18 protein-coding genes and 1 pseudogene are annotated in these 21122 nt (G+C 64.2%); 14 read left to right on the forward strand and 5 right to left on the reverse strand.

Annotated features, from left to right (window positions below):
- The first annotated feature begins 271 nt into the window (after positions 1-271).
- Positions 272-1315, forward strand: a complete 1044-nt coding sequence (locus tag E1956_RS01980) for a bile acid:sodium symporter family protein (protein WP_134746957.1) — start codon at positions 272-274, stop codon at positions 1313-1315.
- A gap of 42 nt (positions 1316-1357) precedes the next feature.
- Here the strand turns inward: E1956_RS01980 and E1956_RS01985 are convergent, their stop codons facing one another.
- The 3 genes from E1956_RS01985 to E1956_RS01995 all read right to left on the reverse strand — a co-directional run bounded on the left by E1956_RS01985 (position 1358) and on the right by E1956_RS01995 (position 2976).
- Entirely contained in the window at positions 1358-2134 is a 777-nt protein-coding gene (locus E1956_RS01985) for a DUF1828 domain-containing protein (protein ID WP_134746959.1), read from the reverse strand.
- A gap of 2 nt (positions 2135-2136) precedes the next feature.
- A complete protein-coding gene (locus E1956_RS01990; protein WP_134746961.1) occupies positions 2137-2694 on the reverse strand; it encodes a DUF6978 family protein in 558 nt (185 codons plus the stop codon).
- 126 nt (positions 2695-2820) lie between these two features.
- Positions 2821-2976 carry a DUF3309 family protein gene (locus E1956_RS01995; RefSeq protein ID WP_232071214.1) on the reverse strand — a complete coding sequence of 52 codons (156 nt, stop codon included), beginning with the start codon at positions 2974-2976 and terminating at the stop codon, positions 2821-2823.
- A 136-nt stretch (positions 2977-3112) separates the two neighbouring features.
- Between E1956_RS01995 and E1956_RS02000 the strand changes: the two are divergent.
- The 12 genes and pseudogenes from E1956_RS02000 to E1956_RS02055 form a co-directional block, all read left to right on the forward strand.
- Positions 3113-4279 (forward strand): annotated as a pseudogene (locus tag E1956_RS02000) (LacI family DNA-binding transcriptional regulator); the annotation flags it as partial.
- Between the two features lie 106 nt (positions 4280-4385).
- Positions 4386-5771 (forward strand): AGE family epimerase/isomerase, encoded by a 1386-nt coding sequence (locus E1956_RS02005; protein ID WP_232071216.1) that lies wholly within the window; start codon positions 4386-4388, stop codon positions 5769-5771.
- A 97-nt stretch (positions 5772-5868) separates the two neighbouring features.
- Complete coding sequence (locus E1956_RS02010; RefSeq protein ID WP_134746965.1) at positions 5869-6846, forward strand: carbohydrate kinase family protein; 978 nt, start codon at positions 5869-5871, stop codon at positions 6844-6846.
- 177 nt (positions 6847-7023) lie between these two features.
- The gene (locus E1956_RS02015; protein WP_134746967.1) at positions 7024-7245 is read left to right on the forward strand and encodes a hypothetical protein; all 222 of its coding nucleotides are present in this window, start codon (positions 7024-7026) and stop codon (positions 7243-7245) included.
- Positions 7246-7452: 207 nt separating this feature from the next.
- Positions 7453-7698, forward strand: a complete 246-nt coding sequence (locus E1956_RS02020) for a hypothetical protein (protein WP_028217187.1) — start codon at positions 7453-7455, stop codon at positions 7696-7698.
- Positions 7699-8098: 400 nt separating this feature from the next.
- On the forward strand, positions 8099-8935 hold the full coding sequence (locus E1956_RS02025; protein ID WP_232071336.1) for an ion channel: 837 nt from the start codon (positions 8099-8101) through the stop codon (positions 8933-8935).
- Between the two features lie 199 nt (positions 8936-9134).
- Positions 9135-12749, forward strand: coding sequence for an indolepyruvate ferredoxin oxidoreductase family protein (locus E1956_RS02030; RefSeq protein WP_134746969.1), 3615 nt, complete (start codon positions 9135-9137; stop codon positions 12747-12749).
- Between the two features lie 462 nt (positions 12750-13211).
- Entirely contained in the window at positions 13212-13595 is a 384-nt protein-coding gene (locus E1956_RS02035; protein WP_197732804.1) for a PAAR domain-containing protein, read from the forward strand.
- A gap of 235 nt (positions 13596-13830) precedes the next feature.
- On the forward strand, positions 13831-14121 hold the full coding sequence (locus tag E1956_RS02040) for a hypothetical protein (RefSeq protein WP_134746971.1): 291 nt from the start codon (positions 13831-13833) through the stop codon (positions 14119-14121).
- A complete protein-coding gene (locus tag E1956_RS02045) occupies positions 14114-14785 on the forward strand; it encodes a M35 family metalloendopeptidase (RefSeq protein ID WP_134746973.1) in 672 nt (223 codons plus the stop codon). The genes E1956_RS02040 and E1956_RS02045 overlap by 8 nt, the downstream gene beginning before the upstream one ends.
- A gap of 29 nt (positions 14786-14814) precedes the next feature.
- Positions 14815-15273, forward strand: coding sequence for an OmpA family protein (locus E1956_RS02050; RefSeq protein ID WP_232071218.1), 459 nt, complete (start codon positions 14815-14817; stop codon positions 15271-15273).
- A 33-nt stretch (positions 15274-15306) separates the two neighbouring features.
- A complete protein-coding gene (locus E1956_RS02055; protein WP_134746975.1) occupies positions 15307-15777 on the forward strand; it encodes an OmpA family protein in 471 nt (156 codons plus the stop codon).
- A 141-nt stretch (positions 15778-15918) separates the two neighbouring features.
- Here the strand turns inward: E1956_RS02055 and E1956_RS02060 are convergent, their stop codons facing one another.
- Positions 15919-17190: a sensor domain-containing phosphodiesterase gene (locus E1956_RS02060; protein ID WP_134746977.1), complete on the reverse strand. Its 1272-nt coding sequence runs from the start codon at positions 17188-17190 to the stop codon at positions 15919-15921.
- A 388-nt stretch (positions 17191-17578) separates the two neighbouring features.
- On the opposite strand from E1956_RS02060, the gene E1956_RS02065 reads away from it, so the two are divergent.
- Positions 17579-19246, forward strand: coding sequence for a Na+/H+ antiporter (locus E1956_RS02065; protein ID WP_134746979.1), 1668 nt, complete (start codon positions 17579-17581; stop codon positions 19244-19246).
- A 301-nt stretch (positions 19247-19547) separates the two neighbouring features.
- On the opposite strand, the gene E1956_RS02075 is transcribed toward E1956_RS02065, so the two are convergent.
- Positions 19548-20852: a solute carrier family 23 protein gene (locus E1956_RS02075; protein ID WP_134746981.1), complete on the reverse strand. Its 1305-nt coding sequence runs from the start codon at positions 20850-20852 to the stop codon at positions 19548-19550.
- Positions 20853-21122 lie beyond the last annotated feature (270 nt).

Consider the following 21122-nt stretch of genomic DNA (forward strand, 5'->3'; position numbering starts at 1 on the left):
ATCGTCGGCACGCGCCGCTTTCGTCGTACCTGGTGCCCGGTCTTTTGCATGACGAATGAATCCCGCCGATGCACGTTTGCGCCGGTTGTCTCGCGCCAACCACATCGTGCCGGGGAGTCCTGAGTGCTACCGCTTCATGCGCTTGGCTCATCAATCGATTCTTCAAATGAATTTGCTTTTTCAATCGGCTTGCCGCGACAATAGAGCTCCCGATTCCCCGTGGCGCCCTGATCGAACAAAGCGTGCCGCGATGCGCACTTGAGATTCTCCGATGGCTCGTCCGAAATTCCTGCCCGATAACTTCACGCTGTGCCTTTTAGGCACAGTGACGCTCGCCAGCCTCCTGCCCGTGCACGGCCAGGCCGCGACGCCCTTCAACTGGCTCACCAACGTCGCCGTCGGGCTGCTGTTCTTCCTGCACGGCGCCAAGCTCTCGCGCGAGGCGATCGTGGCGGGCGCCACGCACTGGCGCCTGCATATCGTCGTGTTGGCAAGCACCTTCGTCCTTTTCCCGGTGCTCGGGCTCGTGCTCAAGCCGGTGCTCTCGCCGCTCGTCACGCCCGCGCTCTATATGGGCGTGCTGTTCCTGTGCACGCTGCCCTCGACCGTGCAGTCGTCCATCGCGTTCACTTCGATCGCGCGCGGCAACGTGCCCGCCGCCGTGTGCAGCGCATCGGCGTCGAGCCTGATCGGCATCTTCGTCACGCCCGCGCTCGTGAGCCTCATCGTGACGAATCAGGCCGCGGGCGGCACGTCGGCCTGGCATACGGTCTGGAATATCGTGCTGCAGTTGCTCGTGCCGTTCGTTGCGGGGCAATTGCTGCGGCCCGTGATCGGGCGCTGGATCGAGCGCAACCGCGGCGTGCTCAAGTTCGTCGATCAGGGCTCGATCCTGCTCGTGGTCTACGGGGCGTTCTCCGAGGCGATCAACGAAGGCCTCTGGCACCACACCCCGCTTGCGGCGCTTGGCGGCCTGGTCGTGGTCAGCGCGGTGCTGCTCGCGCTGGCGCTCGCCGCCACCATGTTCGCGAGCAAGAAGTTGGGTTTCTCGCGCGCCGACCAGATCACGATCATCTTCTGCGGCTCGAAGAAGAGTCTCGCGGCCGGCGTGCCGATGGCCAAGGTGATCTTCGCGTCGAGCGCCGTGGGCGCGGTGGTGCTGCCGCTCATGCTGTTCCATCAGATCCAGCTGATGGTGTGCGCGTCGCTCGCGCAGCGCTGGGGCGCCCGGGATATGAGCGCCGAGCGCGCGGAAGCCGGCGACGAGTCGCGCGCGGGCCGCAGCGAGCAGGCTGCAGCGGCTGGGCGGCAGTAAGTACGGCCAAACTTCAGACGAGAATGGCGCGGCAACGCCGCGCTAGACGAAGGCGCGCAGCTTTCGCTCGAATGCTTCGTCTGCGTCGAGGGAGGAAATCATGTCGTTGGCCGCGTTCATCAGCCGGCTGATATCTCGCGCCGGCATCTCCGCCGAGTTCTGAAATACCACCATCGACCGGAAATCCAGCTTCGCGGCATTGAGGTGCTGAAGGATGATGGTCGTCAGCATGGCCTTTTCTCTCGTCGCGACGCCGAAAAGGTACAAAGGCCTCGAGAAACCTGCCACGTAGAAGTCCACGGGATAGTTGGCCGCGTCTGCGAGATCCGGCACGAGATAGTGCTCGTGGATCGAGTCCGCATGGACGCAGGCGGCAAGCTTGCGCTTCAGGTCCTCGTAGAACGCGCTCTTCACTCGCACCTGATTCAGGAACGTCAGGTCGTGAACGCGCGTAATGGCCTGACCAAACCGGAAGATGCCCGCACCCAATTGGTCCGCCGGACTGTCCAGGTAGAACTCGCCGTCCTCCTCCTGAAGACCGATTTCCGCAACGATCTGACGAAAGACCCTGCCGCGCGTGCCTTCCTTCAATTTTGCGAGATCGTTGTCGTAGCTGAGGCGCATCAGCGTGCCACCCAGGTCGGTAATTCGGAATCCACCTGTCGGCAACGCATCAAGATAGATCGCATAGGCATCGCCATCGCCGAACGTGAAAGGCGTGCCGACGTAGAGCAAACCTCCCTCCTGCTGCACGACCCTGACGTCGGCGCATAGCGAAGCGCAGATGGCTTTTTGAATCGCTGCGACGTTCACGGTCATGGCTAGAGTGGCTCGCTATGAGGATCGTTGCCGGCACCGAATCCACGGATATTGCACATCTCGACCAAATGCGACAGCGCGCCAGCGAGATTGGCATAGGCACGCGTAGGCTCCGCAAAGCCCTCTTCACTTCGGTTAGCGCAGAGATAATGCGCTGTCGCGATATGAATGTGGCAACCGAAGCTGATTTTATCGCCCTCAAGTGCGTTGGTGTGCTCGTGGCTCGGGCCGTTGCAGCGCACGAGCATGACACTTTCGCGGCCTTGCCGCAGCCAGCGCAAACCCGCCGAATAACTCGCGCGAAGACGCGTACTTTGCCGAGTGAAGAGGGAGAATTCGTGGCTCCCCTCCACGCTGACGACGCGGTAATCAATGCGCAGATGACGCCCCTCGACGCGTTCACGTGCGCCCGGATTCGCAACGCGCTTCGCCATACCGATCAATTCGCTCAATCGCGCGTCGGTCAAATCTTCCTTTGCCATATTCAAGCCGATTCGAAGGGTTCGTAACTCGGCTGAACAGCCCTGCAAAACGTAGCCCGACCGCACTGCGAAGGACATCAGCCTTCGCCCGATTGTCAGCGAACAAACGCGCGTATGACGTGACGTATATCAGCGGCAGCCTCTTTGGCTTGCAAATACCGCATATGCCCCCTTCTGCCGGCCTCTCAGCTCAGCAAACATGACCTAAACCCGCCCGGTCAGCACGAGCCACAACATGACGATCAAGCCGGCGCACACGGTGCCGGACGGTCCGTAGCCCCATGTGCGGCTGTACGGCCACGCGGGCACGGAGGCGACCAAAAGCAAGTCCATAAAGAGCAGCAGAGAAATGCCGTGCAAGAGAACTCCGGGTCGAACAATGACCCGCGATGCCCCGCAATTGCCGTTCCCGGCCAGCTTGTTTAGTGATTTTTACTAAACATGTAAATTTATGTTTATTCGCGTCATTACGGGTATTTACGGGGGTTTTTAGACCCTGGTCAACGTTGTGTGGCGATATTTTTACTATACAATCGCCGCAAACCTGACCATATCGCGGCGCGCACCCTCTGCGCACGACCCGGGCATGCCCGCCGCGCGGCGTCAGCTAGCGCAGACAGGAACCATGGCGACCACCATTCGTGACGTCGCGCAGGCGGCCAACGTGTCGATCGGCACGGTCTCCCGCGCGCTGAAGAACCAGCCGGGCTTATCCGAGCTCACGCGCGCGCGCATCGTCGAAGTCGCGCGCTCGCTCGGCTACGACTGCGGTCAGCTGCGCCCGCGCATCCGCCGTCTCACCTTCCTGCTGCACCGCCAGCACAACAATTTCGCCGCGAGTCCGTTCTTTTCGCACGTCCTGCACGGCGTGGAAGACGCTTGCCGCGAGCACGGCATCGTGCCCGCGCTGCTTACCGTCGGCCCCGCCGACGACACCCTCCAGCAACTGCGCCTGCACGCGCCCGACGCCATCGCCGTGGCGGGCTTCGTCGAGCCGGAGACGCTCGCCGCGATGGTCGCGCTGCAGCGCCCGCTCGTGCTGATCGACCTGTGGGCGCAGGGCCTGCGCTCGGTGAACATCGACAACGCCGCGGGCGCCGCGCTCGCGATGCATCATCTGTTCAGCCTGGGGCGGCGGCGCGTGGCATTCATCGGTGGCTCGCTCGCGCACTACAGCATCGCGCAGCGCGCGCTCGGCTACCGGCGCGCGTTCTTCGAAGCGGGGCTGCTGTTCGATCCGTCGCTCGAGACCAGCATCGACGGCGGGCTCGATCCCGATACCGGCGCGGCGCTCGCCATGCAACGCCTGCTCGACGCCGCGCGCCGCTCTTCCGGCCCGTTGCCCGACGCCGTGTTCGCCTACAACGACGCCGCCGCGCTCGCCGCGATGCGCGTGTGCCAGGCCAGTGGCTTGCGCGTGCCGCAGGACATCGCGATCGTCGGCTTCGACGACATCCCCGGCGCCTCGCACGCCGCGCCCGCGCTCTCGACGATCGCTGTCGACAAAGAAGCGCTCGGCCGCCGCGGCGTCGAGTTGCTGCTCGAAGAAGCGCCCGAGACGAGTGAAATCGTGCTGCCCGTGCGGCTCGTCGAGCGTGCGAGCACGGTTGCAAGCGAGCGCATGCCGGCTGCTACATCGGTTAGCACACCGGTTGCGACATCGGTTGCCATGAGCGCGCCGTTGCGCACCGCGCCGACCGCCCGCGAAGCCCACGAAGCGCTGCTGAAGCCCCATCAAGCCTAGTCAGTCACGCCAACACGAGAACGCCATGACGAAGCCTTCAAACGCCGTCCCATCCCACAAGGCCCAACCGGCCAGCCAGGACCAGGCGGCCCACGCAAGCGTGCAAGCGGGTGCCGCGGCGCCCGCGGTCGCGAGCTTTCGCGACCGCGCGTTCCTGCTCGGCCATGTCGAGGACACGCTGCGCTTCTACGCGCCCAACGTGCTCGACCGCTCGGGCGGCTTCTTCCATTACTTCCGCGACGACGGCTCGATCTACAACGCCCACTCGCGCCACCTCGTGAGCAGTTGCCGCTTCGTCTTCAACTACGCGATGGCGTACCGCGAGTTCGGCGACCCGCTCCACCTCGAATACGCGCGCCACGGCCTGCAGTTCCTGCGCGAGGCGCACTGGGACCCGCATCACGAAGGCTACGACTGGGAGCTCGAGTGGCGCGACGGCAAGAAGCACACGCTCGACGCCACGCGCCACTGCTACGGCCTCGCGTTCGTGCTGCTCGCGTACTCGCACGCGGCGATGGCGGGCATCGAAGAGGCCCGGCCGATGATCGCCGCCGCCTTCGAGCTGATGGAGCATCGCTTCTGGGACGGCGCGGCGGGCCTCTACGCCGACGAAGCCAACGCGGACTGGCTCGTGTCGAGCTATCGCGGCCAGAACGCGAACATGCATACCACTGAGGCGTTGCTCGCCGCCTACGAGGCAACCGGGCACCTCGTCTATCTCGACCGGGCGGAGCGCGTCGCGTCGAACATCACGCTGCGCCAGGCAAAACTTTCGCAAGGCCTCGTGTGGGAGCACTTTCACGCCGACTGGTCGGTGGACTGGCACTACAACGAAGAGGACAGCTCGAACATCTTCCGTCCGTGGGGCTTCCAGCCGGGGCACCAGACCGAATGGGCGAAGCTGCTCCTGATCCTCGAGCGCCATCGCCCATTGCCGTGGCTGCTGCCGCGCGCGATCGAACTGTTCGACGCGGCCATGACGCACGCCTGGGACGACGATCACGGCGGCCTCTACTACGGCTTCGGCCCGGACGGCACGGTGTGCGACCACGACAAGTACTTCTGGGTGCAGGCCGAGACGTTCGCAACTGCCGCGCTGCTCGGCAAGCGCACCGGCAACGAGCGCTTCTGGGACTGGTACGACGAGCTCTGGCGCTATAGCTGGGCGCACTTCGTCGATCATCGCTACGGTGCGTGGTATCGCATCCTCACCTGCGACAACCGCAAGTACAGCGACGAGAAAAGCCCTGCGGGCAAGACCGATTACCACACCATGGGCGCTTGTTACGAAGTCCTGAACGCCTTGCCGGGCCGCGGCATGGCGCCCGCTATCGGACACGAGGCGGGACACGAGGCCGGACGCGAGACAGCCTTCGCGCAGGCGAACGGCACCGACGGCCGCGCATCGTAAGCGACTGAAAGCATCACGGCGCAAGATCGAAGCAACCTCGACGCAACGTCGAAACAAACTCGAAGCAACAGCGACGCAACAGGCGAAGGAACAAGCGATGAGCACCTGCAGCACTGGCCCCGACTTTTCTTCCGGCTTCCCGGCGTTCATTTCGGCGGGCGATATCCTCACCGATCTCGTGCGCGGCCCCGCGCCCGAAGGCACGGCGCACGCGTCGGCCGTGCCGGGCATGGACTCGCACTGGCGCGCGCATCCTGGCGGCGCGGGCTGGAACGTGGCGCGCGCGGTGGCGCGCCTCGGTCTGCCCACGGCGTGCGCGGGCGCGCTCGGCACCGACAACTTCTCCGACGAGCTCTGGAACGCGAGCGTCGCCGCCGGCCTCGACATGCGCTTCATGCAGCGCGTCGAGCGCGCGCCGCTGCTCGCGATCGTGCACCAGACGCATCCGCCCGCGTACTACTTCATCGGCGATAACAGCGCCGACCTCGCCTTCGATCCCGCGAAGCTGCCCGAAGGCTGGCGCGCGCATGCGAAGTGGGCGCACTTCGGCTGCATCAGCCTCGTGCGCCAGCCGCTCGGCGAAACGCTCGCGACGCTCGCGGCCGAGCTGCGCGCGTCGGGCGTGAAGATCAGCTTCGACCCGAACTACCGCAATCTGATGGCGCACGGCTACGAGCCGATCCTGCACCGCATGGCCGCGCTCGCCGATCTCATCAAGGTGTCCGACGAAGACCTGCGCATGCTGTTCGCCGATAAAAGCGAAGCGGAGGCTATTGCCGCCCTGCGCGAACTGAACCCGGCCGCCACGCTGCTCGTCACGCGCGGCGCGCAAGCGGCGACGCTCTACGCCGGCGATGCGGTGATCGAGGCGGCCCCGCCGCGCGTCGAAGTCGCCGACACGGTGGGGGCGGGCGACGCCTCCATCGGCGGGTTGCTCTTCAGCCTGATGAGCGCGCCCCAGCGCGACTGGCGTCAGCATCTGGCGTTCGCACTCGCGGCGGGCGCCGCCGCATGCCGGCGGCCCGGCGCGCATTCGCCCACGCTCGACGAAGTCGTCGCACTGCTCGCCGACTAACTAGCGGGCCCGCCCGCGCGGGCGGGCGCCTTGCAACAACGGCAACGCCTGGCCCGGCGCCGCGTCCGATGCGCGGTGCACGGCTGACATGAAAGCGCCGCGTCAGCGTCACATGCGTGCCCCGCAGCGGTCTGGTCAACGTGCTAGCATGGAATTTCCTTCCATGAGGAGCCCGCTATGGACGACGTCACCTACACCAAGGGGATCTACACGGCAGTCGCCACCGTGCGACCCATGAACGCCGGCCAGTACCAGGGCCTGGTCTCCCTGGCGCGCGACGACGGCGAGGATCTCGAGAACGCGGTCTACGAAGTGGACGGCGCCTCGGGAACGCCCGAAGAAGCTCTGGAAGAAGCCAAGGCGCTCGCGCACCGCCTCCTTGGCGAGCTCGAACTGTAAGGTGCAAGCGAGGGAAGCGCGAACCGCGCGGGGCGGCGATCCCGTCCTCGAAGGCCCGCTTCACGCGCGCCCCCGCAATGGGTCGGCGCTCGCGCGCGGACGGGTTTGACCCGGGGCCTGTTCATACCCGTAGCGGGCCCTGACCGGCTGCTGTGCATGGGACCAGAGAACGTGCTTTGCACCCGCTCTGGTCGACAGGAGATGAACATGGCCGAACAGCTCTTTCTCTATGGCGTCTACGCCATCCACGTGCATCCGCTCGAACTGCAGGGCGCGCGCTGGGACGCCGAATATCAGATCACGCATCGCGACAAGCCCGTGCAGCAGTGGGTCACGATAGGCGGCAACGAAGGTTTCGATGCGCCCGCCGTGGCCGTCGACGCCGCGCACCGCCAGGCCATCGCCGACATCGAACACGGCGCGGGCATTCCGAAGCCGCACGCGTTTCCGTGACCGGCGCGGGCGCAGCGCCCGCCTCCGAATGCTCGCTTGATCCCGCGCAGAGCCGCTGCGCGCGTGCACGCTTGTCCGGTTTCTCGGGGATTGCTACGCTTGGCTCCTCATTTCGCCCCCGGAAGAAGCGACCACCATGACACCCGAAATGCCGGAGCGCAACGCGTACGAGAATGCCAACGAGCCGGCGGCGCAGGACGCCGCCGCGGTGCACGCGCCGCCCGCCGGGGGCGCGGACAAGCAACCCGAAGAGACCTCGACAGACGCACTCTGCGCGTCGAGGCCTGCAGCGGCCACCCCCACTGCGGCGACATCCGCCGCGCCGGCGCCAGAGCCGGAACCCCATCACGGCATACCACGCAAGCTGCATTTCGGCTCGCGGAAGGTTCTCGTCTACGGCATGCCCGTGCAGACCTGGCGCGACTTCTATCACTTCGCGCTCACGATGCGCTGGCTCACGTTCTTCGCCTCGCTCGCCGGCCTCTTCATCCTGCTCAACGGCGTCTTCGCGTGCCTCTATCTGTTGGGCACGGCGCCCATTGCCAACCAGTACCCGCACGGCTTCCTCGGCGCGTTCTTCTTCAGCGTCGAGACGCTGGCCACGGTCGGCTACGGCGACATGCATCCGCAAACGATCTACGCCCACCTCGTCGCGACGCTCGAGATCTTCGTGGGCATGTCGAGCATCGCCTTGGCCACCGGGCTCATCTTCGCGCGCTTCTCGCGCCCGCGCGCGAAGATCCTGTTTGCGAACCAGGTGGTCGTGCATCCGATCGAAGGCCGCATGACGCTGATGGTGCGCGCCGCCAACGCGCGCCAGAACGTGATTGCCGAAGCGCAGGCGAAGCTGCGCCTGATCCGCGTCGAGACCTCCTCGGACGGCTACACCGCGCGGCGAATCTACGACCTCAAGCTCGTGCGCTCGGCGCATCCGCTCTTCACGCTCGGCTGGAACCTCATGCACATCATCGACGAATCGAGCCCGCTGTTCGGCGCCACGGCCGAATCGCTCGCGGGGCAGACCGCGGCGCTGCACGTCGTGATCGAAGGCTCGGACGAGTCCACCGCGCAGATCATGCAGGCGCGCCACATCTGGTCGGACTCGCAGATCCGCTGGCAGCACCGCTACGTCGATCTGATCACCGAGGTGGACGGGGTGAGCATCATGGACTACTCGCACTTTCACGAAGTCACGCCGTTCGACAGCGCCAAGCCGTACGGCCCGCACGTGATCTGACTCGCGGCCGCTCTCGCGGGCGCCCCAAGCCGGCTAGGGAGATCTTTCTCAAAATTAGCCCGCCACGGGCAGCCTGTCGCGCGAATCGCACCCGCGCCCGGTCAGTTAGCAAAATATTTCCGTCATTGGCGAGAAAAAATAGAGTCTTCTTCGCCGCCCTCCGTGGAGGGTGCACGACAGCAATAAATGGAGACTCCCCATGACCGCGCGCCCCGCGTTTGGCGACACGCCCGCCACCCCGCCCCTCGCTGATTACAAGCTCACCGACAACCTCACCGCCACGCGCGGCCGCATCTTCCTCACCGGCACTCAGGCGCTGATCCGCCTGCCGCTGATGCAGCGCGCGCTCGACCGCGTGCATGGGCTGAACACGGCGGGCTTCATCAGCGGCTATCGCGGCTCGCCGCTCGGCATGGTCGACCAGCAGGCATGGAAGGCCAAGAAGCTGCTCGAAGCCGCCGACGTGCGCTTTTTGCCCGCCATCAACGAGGAGCTGGGCGGCACGGCCGTGCTCGGCACGCAGCGTGTGGAAGCGGACCCGGAGCGCACCGTCGAAGGCGTGTTCGCGATGTGGTACGGCAAGGGCCCCGGCGTCGATCGCGCCGGCGACGCGCTCAAGCACGGCAACGCCTACGGCTCGTCGCCGCACGGCGGCGTGCTCGTGGTGGCGGGCGACGATCACGGCTGCGTGTCGTCGTCGATGCCGCATCAGAGCGACTTCGCCATGATGGCGTGGCACATGCCCATCGTGAATCCGTCGAACATCGCCGACATGCTCGAGTTCGGCCTGTACGGCTGGGCGCTCTCGCGCTACTCGGGTGCATGGGTGGGCTACAAGGCGATTTCGGAGACGGTGGAGTCGGGCTCGACCGTCGACCTCGATGCCATCAAGACCGACTGGCAAGCACCTGAAGGTTTTACCCCGCCGCCGGGCGGCCTGCACAACCGCTGGCCCGACTTGCCGAGCCTCGCGATCGAGCAGCGCCTCGCGGCCAAGCTCGACGCCGTGCGCGTCTTCGCGCGCGCGAACAGCATCGACAAGTGGATCGCGCCGAGCCCGCACGCGAACGTGGGCATCGTCACCTGCGGCAAGGCGCATCTGGACCTGATGGAAACGCTGCGCCGCCTCGATCTCACGGTCGAGGACCTCGACCGCGCGGGCGTGCGCATCTACAAAGTGGGACTCTCGTTCCCGCTGGAGATGTCGCGTATCGACGCCTTCGTCTCGGGCTTGACCGACGTGCTCGTGATCGAAGAGAAAGGCCCCGTGATCGAGCAGCAGATCAAGGACTACCTCTACAACCGCAAGGAAGGTGCGCGCCCGGCCATCGTCGGCAAGCACGCCGAGGACGGCACGCTGCTGCTCTCCGAGCTGGGCGAGCTGCGTCCTTCGCGCATCCTGCCCGTGTTCGCCGCGTGGCTCGCGAAGCACAAGCCGGCACTCGACCGCCGCGAGCGCGTGGTCGACCTCGTAGCGCCGCAGATTCTTTCGAACGTCGCGGATGCGGTCAAGCGCACGCCCTACTTCTGCTCGGGCTGCCCGCACAACACCTCGACGAAAGTACCCGAAGGCTCGATTGCGCAAGCCGGCATCGGCTGTCACTTCATGGCCTCGTGGATGGAGCGCGACACCACGGGCCTGATCCAGATGGGCGGCGAAGGCGTGGATTGGGCCGCGCACTCGATGTTCACGAAGATGCCGCACGTGTTTCAGAATCTCGGCGACGGCACCTACTTTCATTCAGGCATCCTTGCGATCCGCCAGGCCGTGGCCGCGAAGGCCAACATCACCTACAAGATCCTCTACAACGACGCCGTGGCGATGACGGGCGGCCAGCCCGTGGACGGCAGCATCTCCGTGCCGCAGATCGCGCGCCAGGTAGAGGCCGAAGGCGTCTCGCGCTTCGTGGTGGTGAGCGACGAGCCCGAGAAATACGACGGCCATCACGGCCTGTTCCCGAAGGGCACGACCTTCCATCATCGCAGCGAGCTCGACACCGTGCAGCGCGAGCTGCGCGAAACGCCGGGCGTGACCGTGCTGATCTACGACCAGACCTGCGCCGCCGAGAAGCGCCGCCGCCGCAAGAAAGGCGAATTCCCCGACCCGGACAAGCGCCTGTTCATCAACGAGGAAGTCTGCGAAGGCTGCGGCGATTGCGGCGTGCAGTCGAACTGCCTCTCGGTCGAGCCGGTGGAAACGGAGCTGGGCCGCAAGCGCCGCATCGACCAGTCGTCGTGCAACAAGGACTATTCGTGCGTGAACGGCTTCTGCCCGAGCTTCGTGACCATCGAAGGCGGCAAGCTCAAGAAGGCCGCGGGGGCCGCGTTCGATCCGCAGGCGCTCGCCGCGCGCGTGAATGCGCTGCCGCTCCCGGCCACGCATCTGGATAACGCGCCCTACGACATCCTCGTGACCGGCGTGGGCGGCACGGGCGTGGTGACGGTAGGCGCTCTCATCAGCATGGCCGCGCATCTGGAAGGCAAGAGCGCTTCCGTGCTCGATTTCATGGGCTTCGCGCAGAAGGGCGGCTCGGTGCTGTCGTTCGTGCGTTTTGCCGCGACCGATGCGCTGCTCAACCAGGTCCGCATCGACACGCAACAGGCCGATTTGCTGCTCGCCTGCGACATGGTGGTGGGCGCGAGCGCCGACGCACTGCAGACCGTGCGCCACGACCGCACGCGCATTGTCGTGAACACGCATGAGATTCCGAACGCGTCGTTCGTGCAGAACCCCGAAGCGAACCTGCACGCCGATGCGCTGCTTGCGAAGATGCGCCATGCGGCGACGGGCGGCGCCACGCTTGCGCAAGATCCGCTTGCGGCCTGCGATGCGCAAGCGCTCGCGCAACGTTTCCTCGGCGACACCATCGGCGCGAATATCGTGATGCTCGGCTTCGCGTGGCAGCTCGGCCTCGTGCCGGTTTCGCTCGCGGCGCTCACTCGGGCGATCGAGCTGAACAACGTCGCCGTGCAGGCGAATCTGCTCGCGTTCTCGATCGGACGCCTCGCCGCCGCCGATGCGGCTGCGCTCGAAGCGCTGGACACGCAACGCGCGGCGGCTGCAAAGGCGACGGTGCGCAAGCTCACGCAGACGCTCGACGAGCTGGTCGCGGATCGCGAGCAGCGTTTGCTCGCCTACGGCGGCGAGGGCTACGTGAAGCGTTATCGCGCGCTGGTCGACGCGGCACGCAGCGCCGATAAGTCCACTGATCAAGCGCTCGCGCGCGCCGTAGCGAACACGTTCTATCGGCTGCTCGCTGTGAAGGACGAATACGAAGTGGCGCGCCTGCACGCCGATCCGGCTTTCCGCGCCGCGCTCGAAGCGCAGTTCGAGGGCAAGGCCGGCAACGACTTCACGGTGAAGTTCAACCTCGCGCCGCCGCTCATCGCGCGTGAGAAGAACGGCCAGCATCCGCGCAAGATGCAGTTCGGGCAGTGGCTGTGGAGTGCGTTCGGGCTGCTTCAGAAAGGACGCGCGGTGCGCGGCACGTGGCTCGATCCGTTCGGCAAGACGCTCGAGCGCCGCATGGAACGCGCCCTCGCCGATGACTATGAAGCGACGCTGCGCGGTGCGCTCTCAGGTGTCACCGCAGAGCAAGCCGCCGATCTCGCGAAGTTCGCGAGCCTGTACCAGCGCGTGCGCGGCTATGGTCACGTGAAGCTCGCGAATCTCGCCTCGGTCAAGCGCAGCGAGCGCGAACTCGCCACACGCCTGAATATCGACGTGAAGACGAGCGCGGCGGTGAATGAGGCGCTCGCCTCGTTCAAGGGCGCGGGCGCATTGCGCGGCATTCCGGTGGTGGTTGCGAAATAAGCTGAGCTTTCAGTATCAGGCAAGCAAACGGCGCGAGTGCTTTACACTCGCGCCGTTTTTCGGCTTTGCGTTGCCGATGCTATATCCCATTGCTCGGAGCGTCATTCACGCCGAGAGTATCTCTGTTCATTCCTTCCACCACGCCGACCAGATCACTACCGACGAGTCATCGTGCTCAAAAGCGTCGAACGTTGCAGTCCATTCGAACACGCGTAATGCCGAATGGGTCCGCCAGACTGGTGACTTTTGAATCTTGCGTCGGAGATTCAATCTTGGGGAATATCAACAGTGAATGCGATTTTTATGCACATCGAATTCACGCCCTGAAAAATCGGACTTTACTGATTCTCCTGCCGCCAGGCCTCCACTGACGATATCCCGTTGCGCAGCTCGCGGGCGCCACTGCATCGCCGGTCACACAACCGGGCCGGTCGTTTTCGTCTACTTCGTGGAGGTATGAAAATGTCGGACAGGCAGGAATGTAAACACACCACCTACGCATTCGCTTCCGTTGGCTCACGCACCGAGCGCGGCGGATGGATCGACAAGGCAACGACAACACTGGCTTATCGCGGACTGACACTTGCGTGCATAGGTGACATCGTTCGATACGACGACAGTAGCGAAGCGACCATCATCGACGGCGCAGGTTTTGCGGCCGTTTGGAATGACAAGCCATTCGCACTTGTCGGTTCCCGCGTGAGCAATGGCGATCGCATTATCGAATCGCTACAGGACGCTCTCGGCATCAACGTTCATCCTGACATCCCAATCGCTGGCCTTTTTGATTCCGCCTACGTCTATCGAGAGGATGATCGAGACGGTGCGGAGCATGGGCATGCGTAAAGCGCTGGTGGTGCAAGGCAGTCCCACGACAACGGGGGGCGTTGTCATTGGCGGCTCGGCGACGCATATGACTGACCGCGGAAAACCGTTTGCGCTGTAAGGCGACGAAGCAACGTGCGGCAAATGCAAAGGGAAGTTCAGGATTATCGGCACAGCGGCGCAACGATGTTATGGCGGAAGAGCGGGAGTCGTCGAGGGCGATCTCGTTTTGTGCCCGTGCGGACAAAACCGCGTGATGGCGAGTCCCAATCCGGGATGCTTCTACGAAGACGGCGACGATGCGGGCGATGTTGCCGAACGGACAGCAGACGCTACAACAGCAGCGCCTGCCGTGTATGACGAACAGTATGTCCTGCGCAACGGTGCGACGGGGCAGCCGCTTGCGGGTGTGCCCTACGAAATTCGGACTGCGCTGGGACAGGTGATACGCGGTGTCACTGATGGCCGGGGGCGTACGCAGCGCATTTCGAGCAATTCATCGGAAACGCTACAACTGTCGGTAATCGCGGGAGACGGTAATGTCTGACAACGACTATGTGGTTGTTCATAGCTCGGCGGCAACAAACTCGACCGTGGGATCGCAGGTCCATGTTGACCTCAACGTGACCCCCATCTGTCCGAACATGACAAACACGCAGTTTGCGGCAATAGTCAAACGCGAGCGTGATGCGGGTGTCGAATTAATTAAAGACCGTATTGCGGAGGTTGCCCGATGGGATGCAAACGAACAGCTACGCGCTAAAACGTACTTTGGGCGTGCGGATGAAGAGATTCGAAGTACGCTAGCCGCCGGTCTTCCACGCTTGCTCACAGCTATGCAAGAGCTAGTGCCAGAGAAAATCGTGCGATGGGACAACGCTCTGAATAGAAATCTGACGTGTGCAATTGTACCTGACAACGGCAACAACCGCGCCGGCGTATGTAAGCCGGACTCGCAAAAGCGAATTATCGCAATTTACTCAAAATTCTGCAGCGATTCAAACGGAGAGTTATTTCACGCCGCAAAGGTAAAGATTTTGATCCACGAATGCACCCACTACATCGACACCTTTAATTCTGAGGATATAATTTACGGAGACACTGAGATCGGCATGAAAATATTTGCCCTGCAAAATCCAGATTGCGCCATCAGGAATGCAGACAGCATAACCGGTTATATCGCGACATTCGACAAGGTAGTTATCAAGTGATAGCGATAAAAAATTTCAGATTCCGTATCGTGGCAACTGCCCTTTTCATATCGGCGTGCATTTGTGCATCGGCCAGTGCCTGCACCATCGGCGAGGAGGCACGTGTTCAGTTGCCACTCAACACGATCACACTCTCCAACGCTGGCAGGCTCAGGATTGCTGACAGTGTGATTGAAGCAAAGAAATGGCCCGAGGTCCAAATTCAAGCGATTGTCATTGCCGGAGCATATGTAGGCGAGCGCAATATTGATCGTTTGAAGGCAGCCCGCGCCGAGAATGTAAAAGCATATTTGCAACAGCTTGGCATCAAGACCGAAAATATCTTGATCGACAGGAAAACATTTACGGATGAAATGGTGATGAGACGTTCCGATGGAACCCTCGATGTTCATCAGATCATCGTTGAGCTAACGCCTATTTGTAAGGGCAGTTGCGCATGGCTATGTGACGATCCACGAGTTACACCGCATAGTAGGGCTATCAAGTAATGCGGATTGCCTCGAAGAGAGTATCGTGAGGCCGTGAGAAATATTTTGCTTGCTGCCGCGCTACTTCTTTGTCTCACCATTCTTCAACAGGCGAATGCCTGCAACATATCCGAGGACATGCTCGAGAGTGTTCCGCTGAACTACACGGGCATACCTAATGCCTACCGTATCAAGATGGCAGATAGGGTAGCGAACGCACGACAATGGCCCGATGTTGAAATTCAAGCGCAAATTGTTGCAAGTTCGTATGTTGGAGAAAAGCACCCCGCGGAACTGGCGGAATCAAGGGGCAAGAAAATCAAGGAATATCTGATTCAACTCGGCATCAAGCCACAATATATTTATATCGATACACACATCACCCGTTCGCCCTACCCGACTGATAGCACAGGGCGAGGTGGATATATGCAAATCGGCGTCAGCCTTTTGCCGCTTTGCAAGGGAGGTTGCGAGCGCCTTTGCGACAGCCCGCGCGTCACGCCGAACACCAAGGCGATCAAGTAGGTGGCACACACGCCGATGCCGTGTGACATGATCTGCCTCGGCAGGGCACGTTCACCGGCAAGCGGAATGCGCCAGTCTGTGCGCTTGCTATCGATGGGCTATTACATGCGATCCCGAACGCTGGCGCGGAAACACAAACGCTCAAGCCACCTCCTCCGCCAGCCAGTCCACATCCCCACACAACACGCACAAACGATCACCCACCTGCACCGCCATCGAAAGCGTCACGCATGGCAGCGCCTCGTTAATCGACAAATACGGCGCGCTCACGTGCACGCGCCCCGGCGCCACCAGCGCCGCGCGAAAATACGGCCGACGCAGCCAGTTCGCGCCCTGAGCGTCATCCAGCGGCAAGAAACGCGCATCATGCTCGGCGCGGTCCACACGCAACACCACGTTGCGCCCCGCCTGCCTCCCGTTCGCGTCAAGCAAGAAGCAGCGCGCCGCATGATCGAGCGCGAGAAAATTCCAGCACACCTCTTCCAGCGACTCGCCCGCGCCAAGCCGCTCCGCCGCGCGCTCGAACGCGCGCACGTAGGGTGCGAGGCGGCTCGCCGTGCCGCGCTCGCGTGCTTCGGTCTGCTGACGAAATCGCTCCGTAGCCTCGCCAATCACAGCCTGCGCGTGCGCCGCATCCGTGAGCCCGGGCGCGGGCCGCGCGAAGAAAAAGCCCTGCACGAAGTCGGCGTTGCACGAGAGCGCGAGCTGCGCCTCCTGCTCCGTCTCCACGCCCTCGATCAGCACCAGCTTGCCGGCCTCATGCAGCAACGCGACGAGCGCGGGCAGCGTCGCGGCCATATCGGCGCGATGCGCGGCGTGCAACAGCATGATGCGGTCGAGCTTCACGATATCGGGATTCAACTGCCATACGCGGCCGATATCGACATGCCCCGCGCCGAAGTCGTCGAGCGCGATGAGAAATCCGCGCTCGCGGAACTCGGCCACCGCGTGCGCGAGCGCGTCGAGATCGGTCGCATCGGCTTCGAGCACCTCGAGCACGACACGCCGCGGCGGCAAATCGAGCCGCAGCAAGTTCGCCAGCAGCGCCGCCGCGTGATACGGCTCGATCAGCGTGCCCGGATGCACGTTCAGAAAAAGCCACTCGCGCTCCGCACCGAGCAAGGCGAAGTTTTCCAGGTGCAGCGCCTGCGCGAGCCGGTCCACCTGGAGCAGCTCGCCGACGCGCGCGGCTTCGCCGAACACGTCGATGGGCGAAATGGGCCTGTCGAGCGAGTCGTGCGCGCGCAAGAAACCCTCGTAGCCGATCGCGCGCATGTGCGAAAGACTGAAAACCGGCTGAAACACACTTGTGAGCGTGAGCTCGCCATGCTGCACGCTATAGCGCTCCAGCCCCGACGCGACGCTCAGATCGAAGCCGTGCGGCGCCGTCTTGTCCTGCTGTTCTGTGATCATGCTTTCCTCTTCGCGCAAGTTGATCGCCGCGGCTGGCGTGCCGGCGGTCCCTGCGTTGCGCCTCCGATGGCCATCAAGCAAGGTCCGTGCACACGCACGTCGCGACCCGGCCCGCATCGAAACTCGCGCCGCCGCCCACGCGCATGCGCGCTCAACGGGCATGCGACACTTCGGGGCGCACCAAAACCGTGCATTACGCTCGCTCGTTCCTGCATGACAAGGCGCGCATCGCCCGGGTACGCACCGCCCCTGCCCGCTTCGCGGCGTCCAGAGCCGTCCTCAAGCTACACTGTCCGCCAGCCGCCGCCTGCCTCGTGAGGCACCTCAGCATCCGTTCGCAACGCTTCCGCATTAAAGGGACGCACCACGTCCCCGTCTTACCGCATCGATGGAAACCCTTTTCACCGTTCTCATTCTGCTCCTTGCCGTGGCGCTTTCGGGCGTCATCGTGCGTCTTCTGCCCGTCAAGCTGCCGCTGCCGCTTTTGCAGATCGCCATCGGCGCGTTGCTGACGTTTCCGCGCATCAATCCGCACGTGACGTTCGACCCCGACATCTTCATGGCGCTGTTCATTCCGCCGCTGCTATTCGCCGACGGCTGGCGCATGCCCAAGCGCGAATTCTTCATGCAGCGCCGCTCGATCCTGATGCTCGCGCTCGGACTCGTGCTGTTCACCGTGGTGGCGGTGGGCTATTTCGTGCACTGGCTCGTGCCGCAGATCTCGCTGCCGGTGGCCTTCGCGCTCGCCGCCGTGCTCTCGCCGACCGACGCCGTGGCGCTCTCGGCCATCGCCGGCAAGGACAAGATTCCCGCGCAGCTCATGCACATCCTCGAAGGCGAAGCGCTGATGAACGATGCGTCGGGCCTCGTCGCGCTGAAGTTCGCCGTGGCCGCCGCGCTCACGGGCTACTTCTCGCTGCGCGAAGCCACGCTCAGCTTCTTCCTGATCGCGGCGGGCGGGCTTGCCGTGGGCGCGGCGATCGGCTGGCTCTTCAGCTTCGCGTCCGCGCGCTTTCTCAACGTGACGGCGGAAGGCGACCCCGCACCCGGCGTCGTGATGACCATGCTGATCCCGTTCGCGGCCTACCTCATCGCCGAGCATCTCGAAGTGTCGGGCGTGCTGGCCGCCGTGGCTGCGGGGATGATGATGAACTACACGAGCGTCGCGCTCACGGGCCCGGTTTCCTCCCGGGTGCGCGCGACCAGCACGTGGTCGATGATCGAATTCATCTTCAACGGCATGGTGTTCACGCTGCTCGGCCTGCAGTTCCCCGGGATCCTCGGCAAGGCGCTGCTCGACGCGCACCACACGAGCAACGTGCAGATGCTGCGCCTCATTGGCTATATCGCGGCTGTGCTGGTGGCGCTCTACGCGATGCGCTTCGGCTGGGTGTGGCTGCTGCGCTGGTTCGCGAGCCGCAGTGCCGCGCGTCACGGCGTGGCCAACGCGGTGCCGGGCCTGCGCACCGTGGCGATCACAACGGTGGCGGGCGTGCGCGGCGCGGTCACGCTCGCGGGCGTGCTCTCGCTGCCCGTGGCGCTCAACAACGGCGCGCCGCTGCCGGGACGCGACAGCGCCATTTTCATCGCCTCGGGGGTGATCCTCGCCTCGCTGCTGGTGGCGATCGTCGGGTTGCCGCTGCTGCTGCGCGGCGTGAAGCGCGGCGCGCATCCGGCACACGCCGCAGAGGAACGCGCGGCGCGCGCGCAAGCGGCGCAGGCCGCGATCCGCGCCGTGGATGCGCTGCACGAAAAGGCCACCGAGGACATGGACGAACAGCAGGCCGCCTACGCCGCCGACGTCACGGCACGCGTGATGGACACCTACCGGAGGCGCCTCGCGACTGTCGACGCCGACCGCGATCGCGCGCGGCACGCGCGCGAGGCGGAGGCGCTCGAAATGCAGATGCGCCTGGCGGCCATGCGCGCCGAACGCGCGACGCTGGTCGATCTGCGCAACCGGCAGACGATCAATGACGAGACGCTCGTGAAGCTGATGCGTGAGGTGGATCTTTCGGAAACCGCGATGACGACGCGCGGGCGGAATCGGGGGTAGGCGCGAGAGCACGCCGCGAGCGCGCTGCGCGGTCGGCGCGGTCGGCGCGGTCGGCGCGGTCAGCGCGGTCAGCGCGGTCAGCGCGGTCAGCGCGGTCAGCGCGGTCAGCGCGGTCAGCGCGGTCAGCGCGGTCAGCGCGGTCAGCGCGGTCAGCGCGGCGAGATCATAAAGCAGCGCACAAAAAACAAACGCGACGCCCTTTCGAAAAAGGCGTCGCGTTTTTCATTCACGCGATTCACGCGCGTTTGCGCATGGCACTCAACGCGCCTTTGGCGCCCGAAAGCGCCACCTTCAACCGCCCTTAAACCACCGCTCCCTGCGCCGGCTTCTTGCGCAGCAGCGCGTAGAGAATGATCGCGCCGAAGGTCGCAGTACCGATACCGCCGAGCCCGAAATTACCGAGCTTGAGCGAGAAGTCCCCCGCGCCGAGCACGAGCGTGACGGCGGCCACGATCAGGTTACGGTTATCCGAGAAGTCGACCTTGTTGACGACCCAGATACGCGCACCCGTCACGGCAATGAGGCCGAACACGACGATGGACACGCCGCCGAGCACCGGCCCCGGAATAGTCTGAATCACGGCGCCGAACTTCGGCGAGAAGCCGAGCACGAGCGCGATGAGCGCGGCGATCGCGAACACGAGCGTCGAGTAGATCCGCGTGACGGCCATCACGCCGATGTTCTCGCCGTAGGTCGTCACGCCCGTGCCGCCGAGGAAGCCCGAGACGATGGTGGCCAGACCGTCGCCGATGAACGCGCGGCCGATGTAGCGGTCGAGGTTCTGGCCCGTCATGGCGGAGACGGCCTTGATGTGGCCGAGGTTTTCCGCCACGAGGATCACGGCGATGGGCACGAGCATCGTCATCGCGTGCGGATCGAACACGGGCGAGGTGAACTTGGGCAGACCGAACCAGGCGGCGTTCGCGACGATCGCAAAGTCGATCGGCTTGCCGAGGCCCATGCCGTTGGTCACGATCGCATAGATCACATAGGCGATCACGAGGCCCACGAGAATCAGCAGGCGCTGCAGCATGCCGCGCGTGAAGACGGCCACGCCGCCCACGCAGAGGATGGTGACGAGCGCCATCGACGCATCGAACTCCGAGCCGTTCACGCCCTTCACAGCGGTGGGCGCGAGATTCAGGCCGATCACGGCGACGATCGCGCCGGTCACGACAGGCGGCATGAGCGTCTCGATCCACTTCGTGCCGATGACCGAAACGAGCAGGCCGATCAGCGCGTAGGCCACGCCGCACGCGATGATGCCGCCGAGCGCGACCGGGATATTGGTGTTCGGCCCGTGGCCGCCGTAGCCCGTGACCGCGATCACGAGGCCGATGAACGCGAAACTCGAGCCGAGGTAGCTCGGCACACGCCCGCCCACGAGAACGAAGAACAGCAGCGTGCCGATCCCCGACATGAATATGCACAGGTTCGGATCGAAGCCCATGAGCAGCGGCGCGAGCACCGTCGAGCCGAACATGGCGACGACGTGCTGCACGCCCATCGCGAACATCTGCGGCCAGGGCAGGCGCTCGTCGGGCGCGACGACGTTCTGCGCGGCGCTCGCTTGCACGCGCCAGCGGGGAAACCAGGAATCGGACATAGGGGGCTCCTCTTGTGCCATTGTTGACCGTGGTGCACCGGTGACTGCATCGGCTGCCGGCGTGGTCTGGTTTTGTCTTTTGTGGGGGAGAAATCACGCGCGAGTGTACGGAGCCGCAAACGACGTGGCAAGGCGGACGTGCGCCTGTGGGCCGGACGAAACAATGCGCCGCGCAGGGAAGGCAGGGCGCGCAAGGCCCCGCCGTACGGGAGTTTCGGACTTCTCCTATATCGACGGAGACACCCTGCACTTAGACTGAACTTACTGCGT

This window comes from Paraburkholderia pallida, assembly GCF_004524855.1.
Lineage (GTDB): Bacteria > Pseudomonadota > Gammaproteobacteria > Burkholderiales > Burkholderiaceae > Paraburkholderia > Paraburkholderia oxyphila.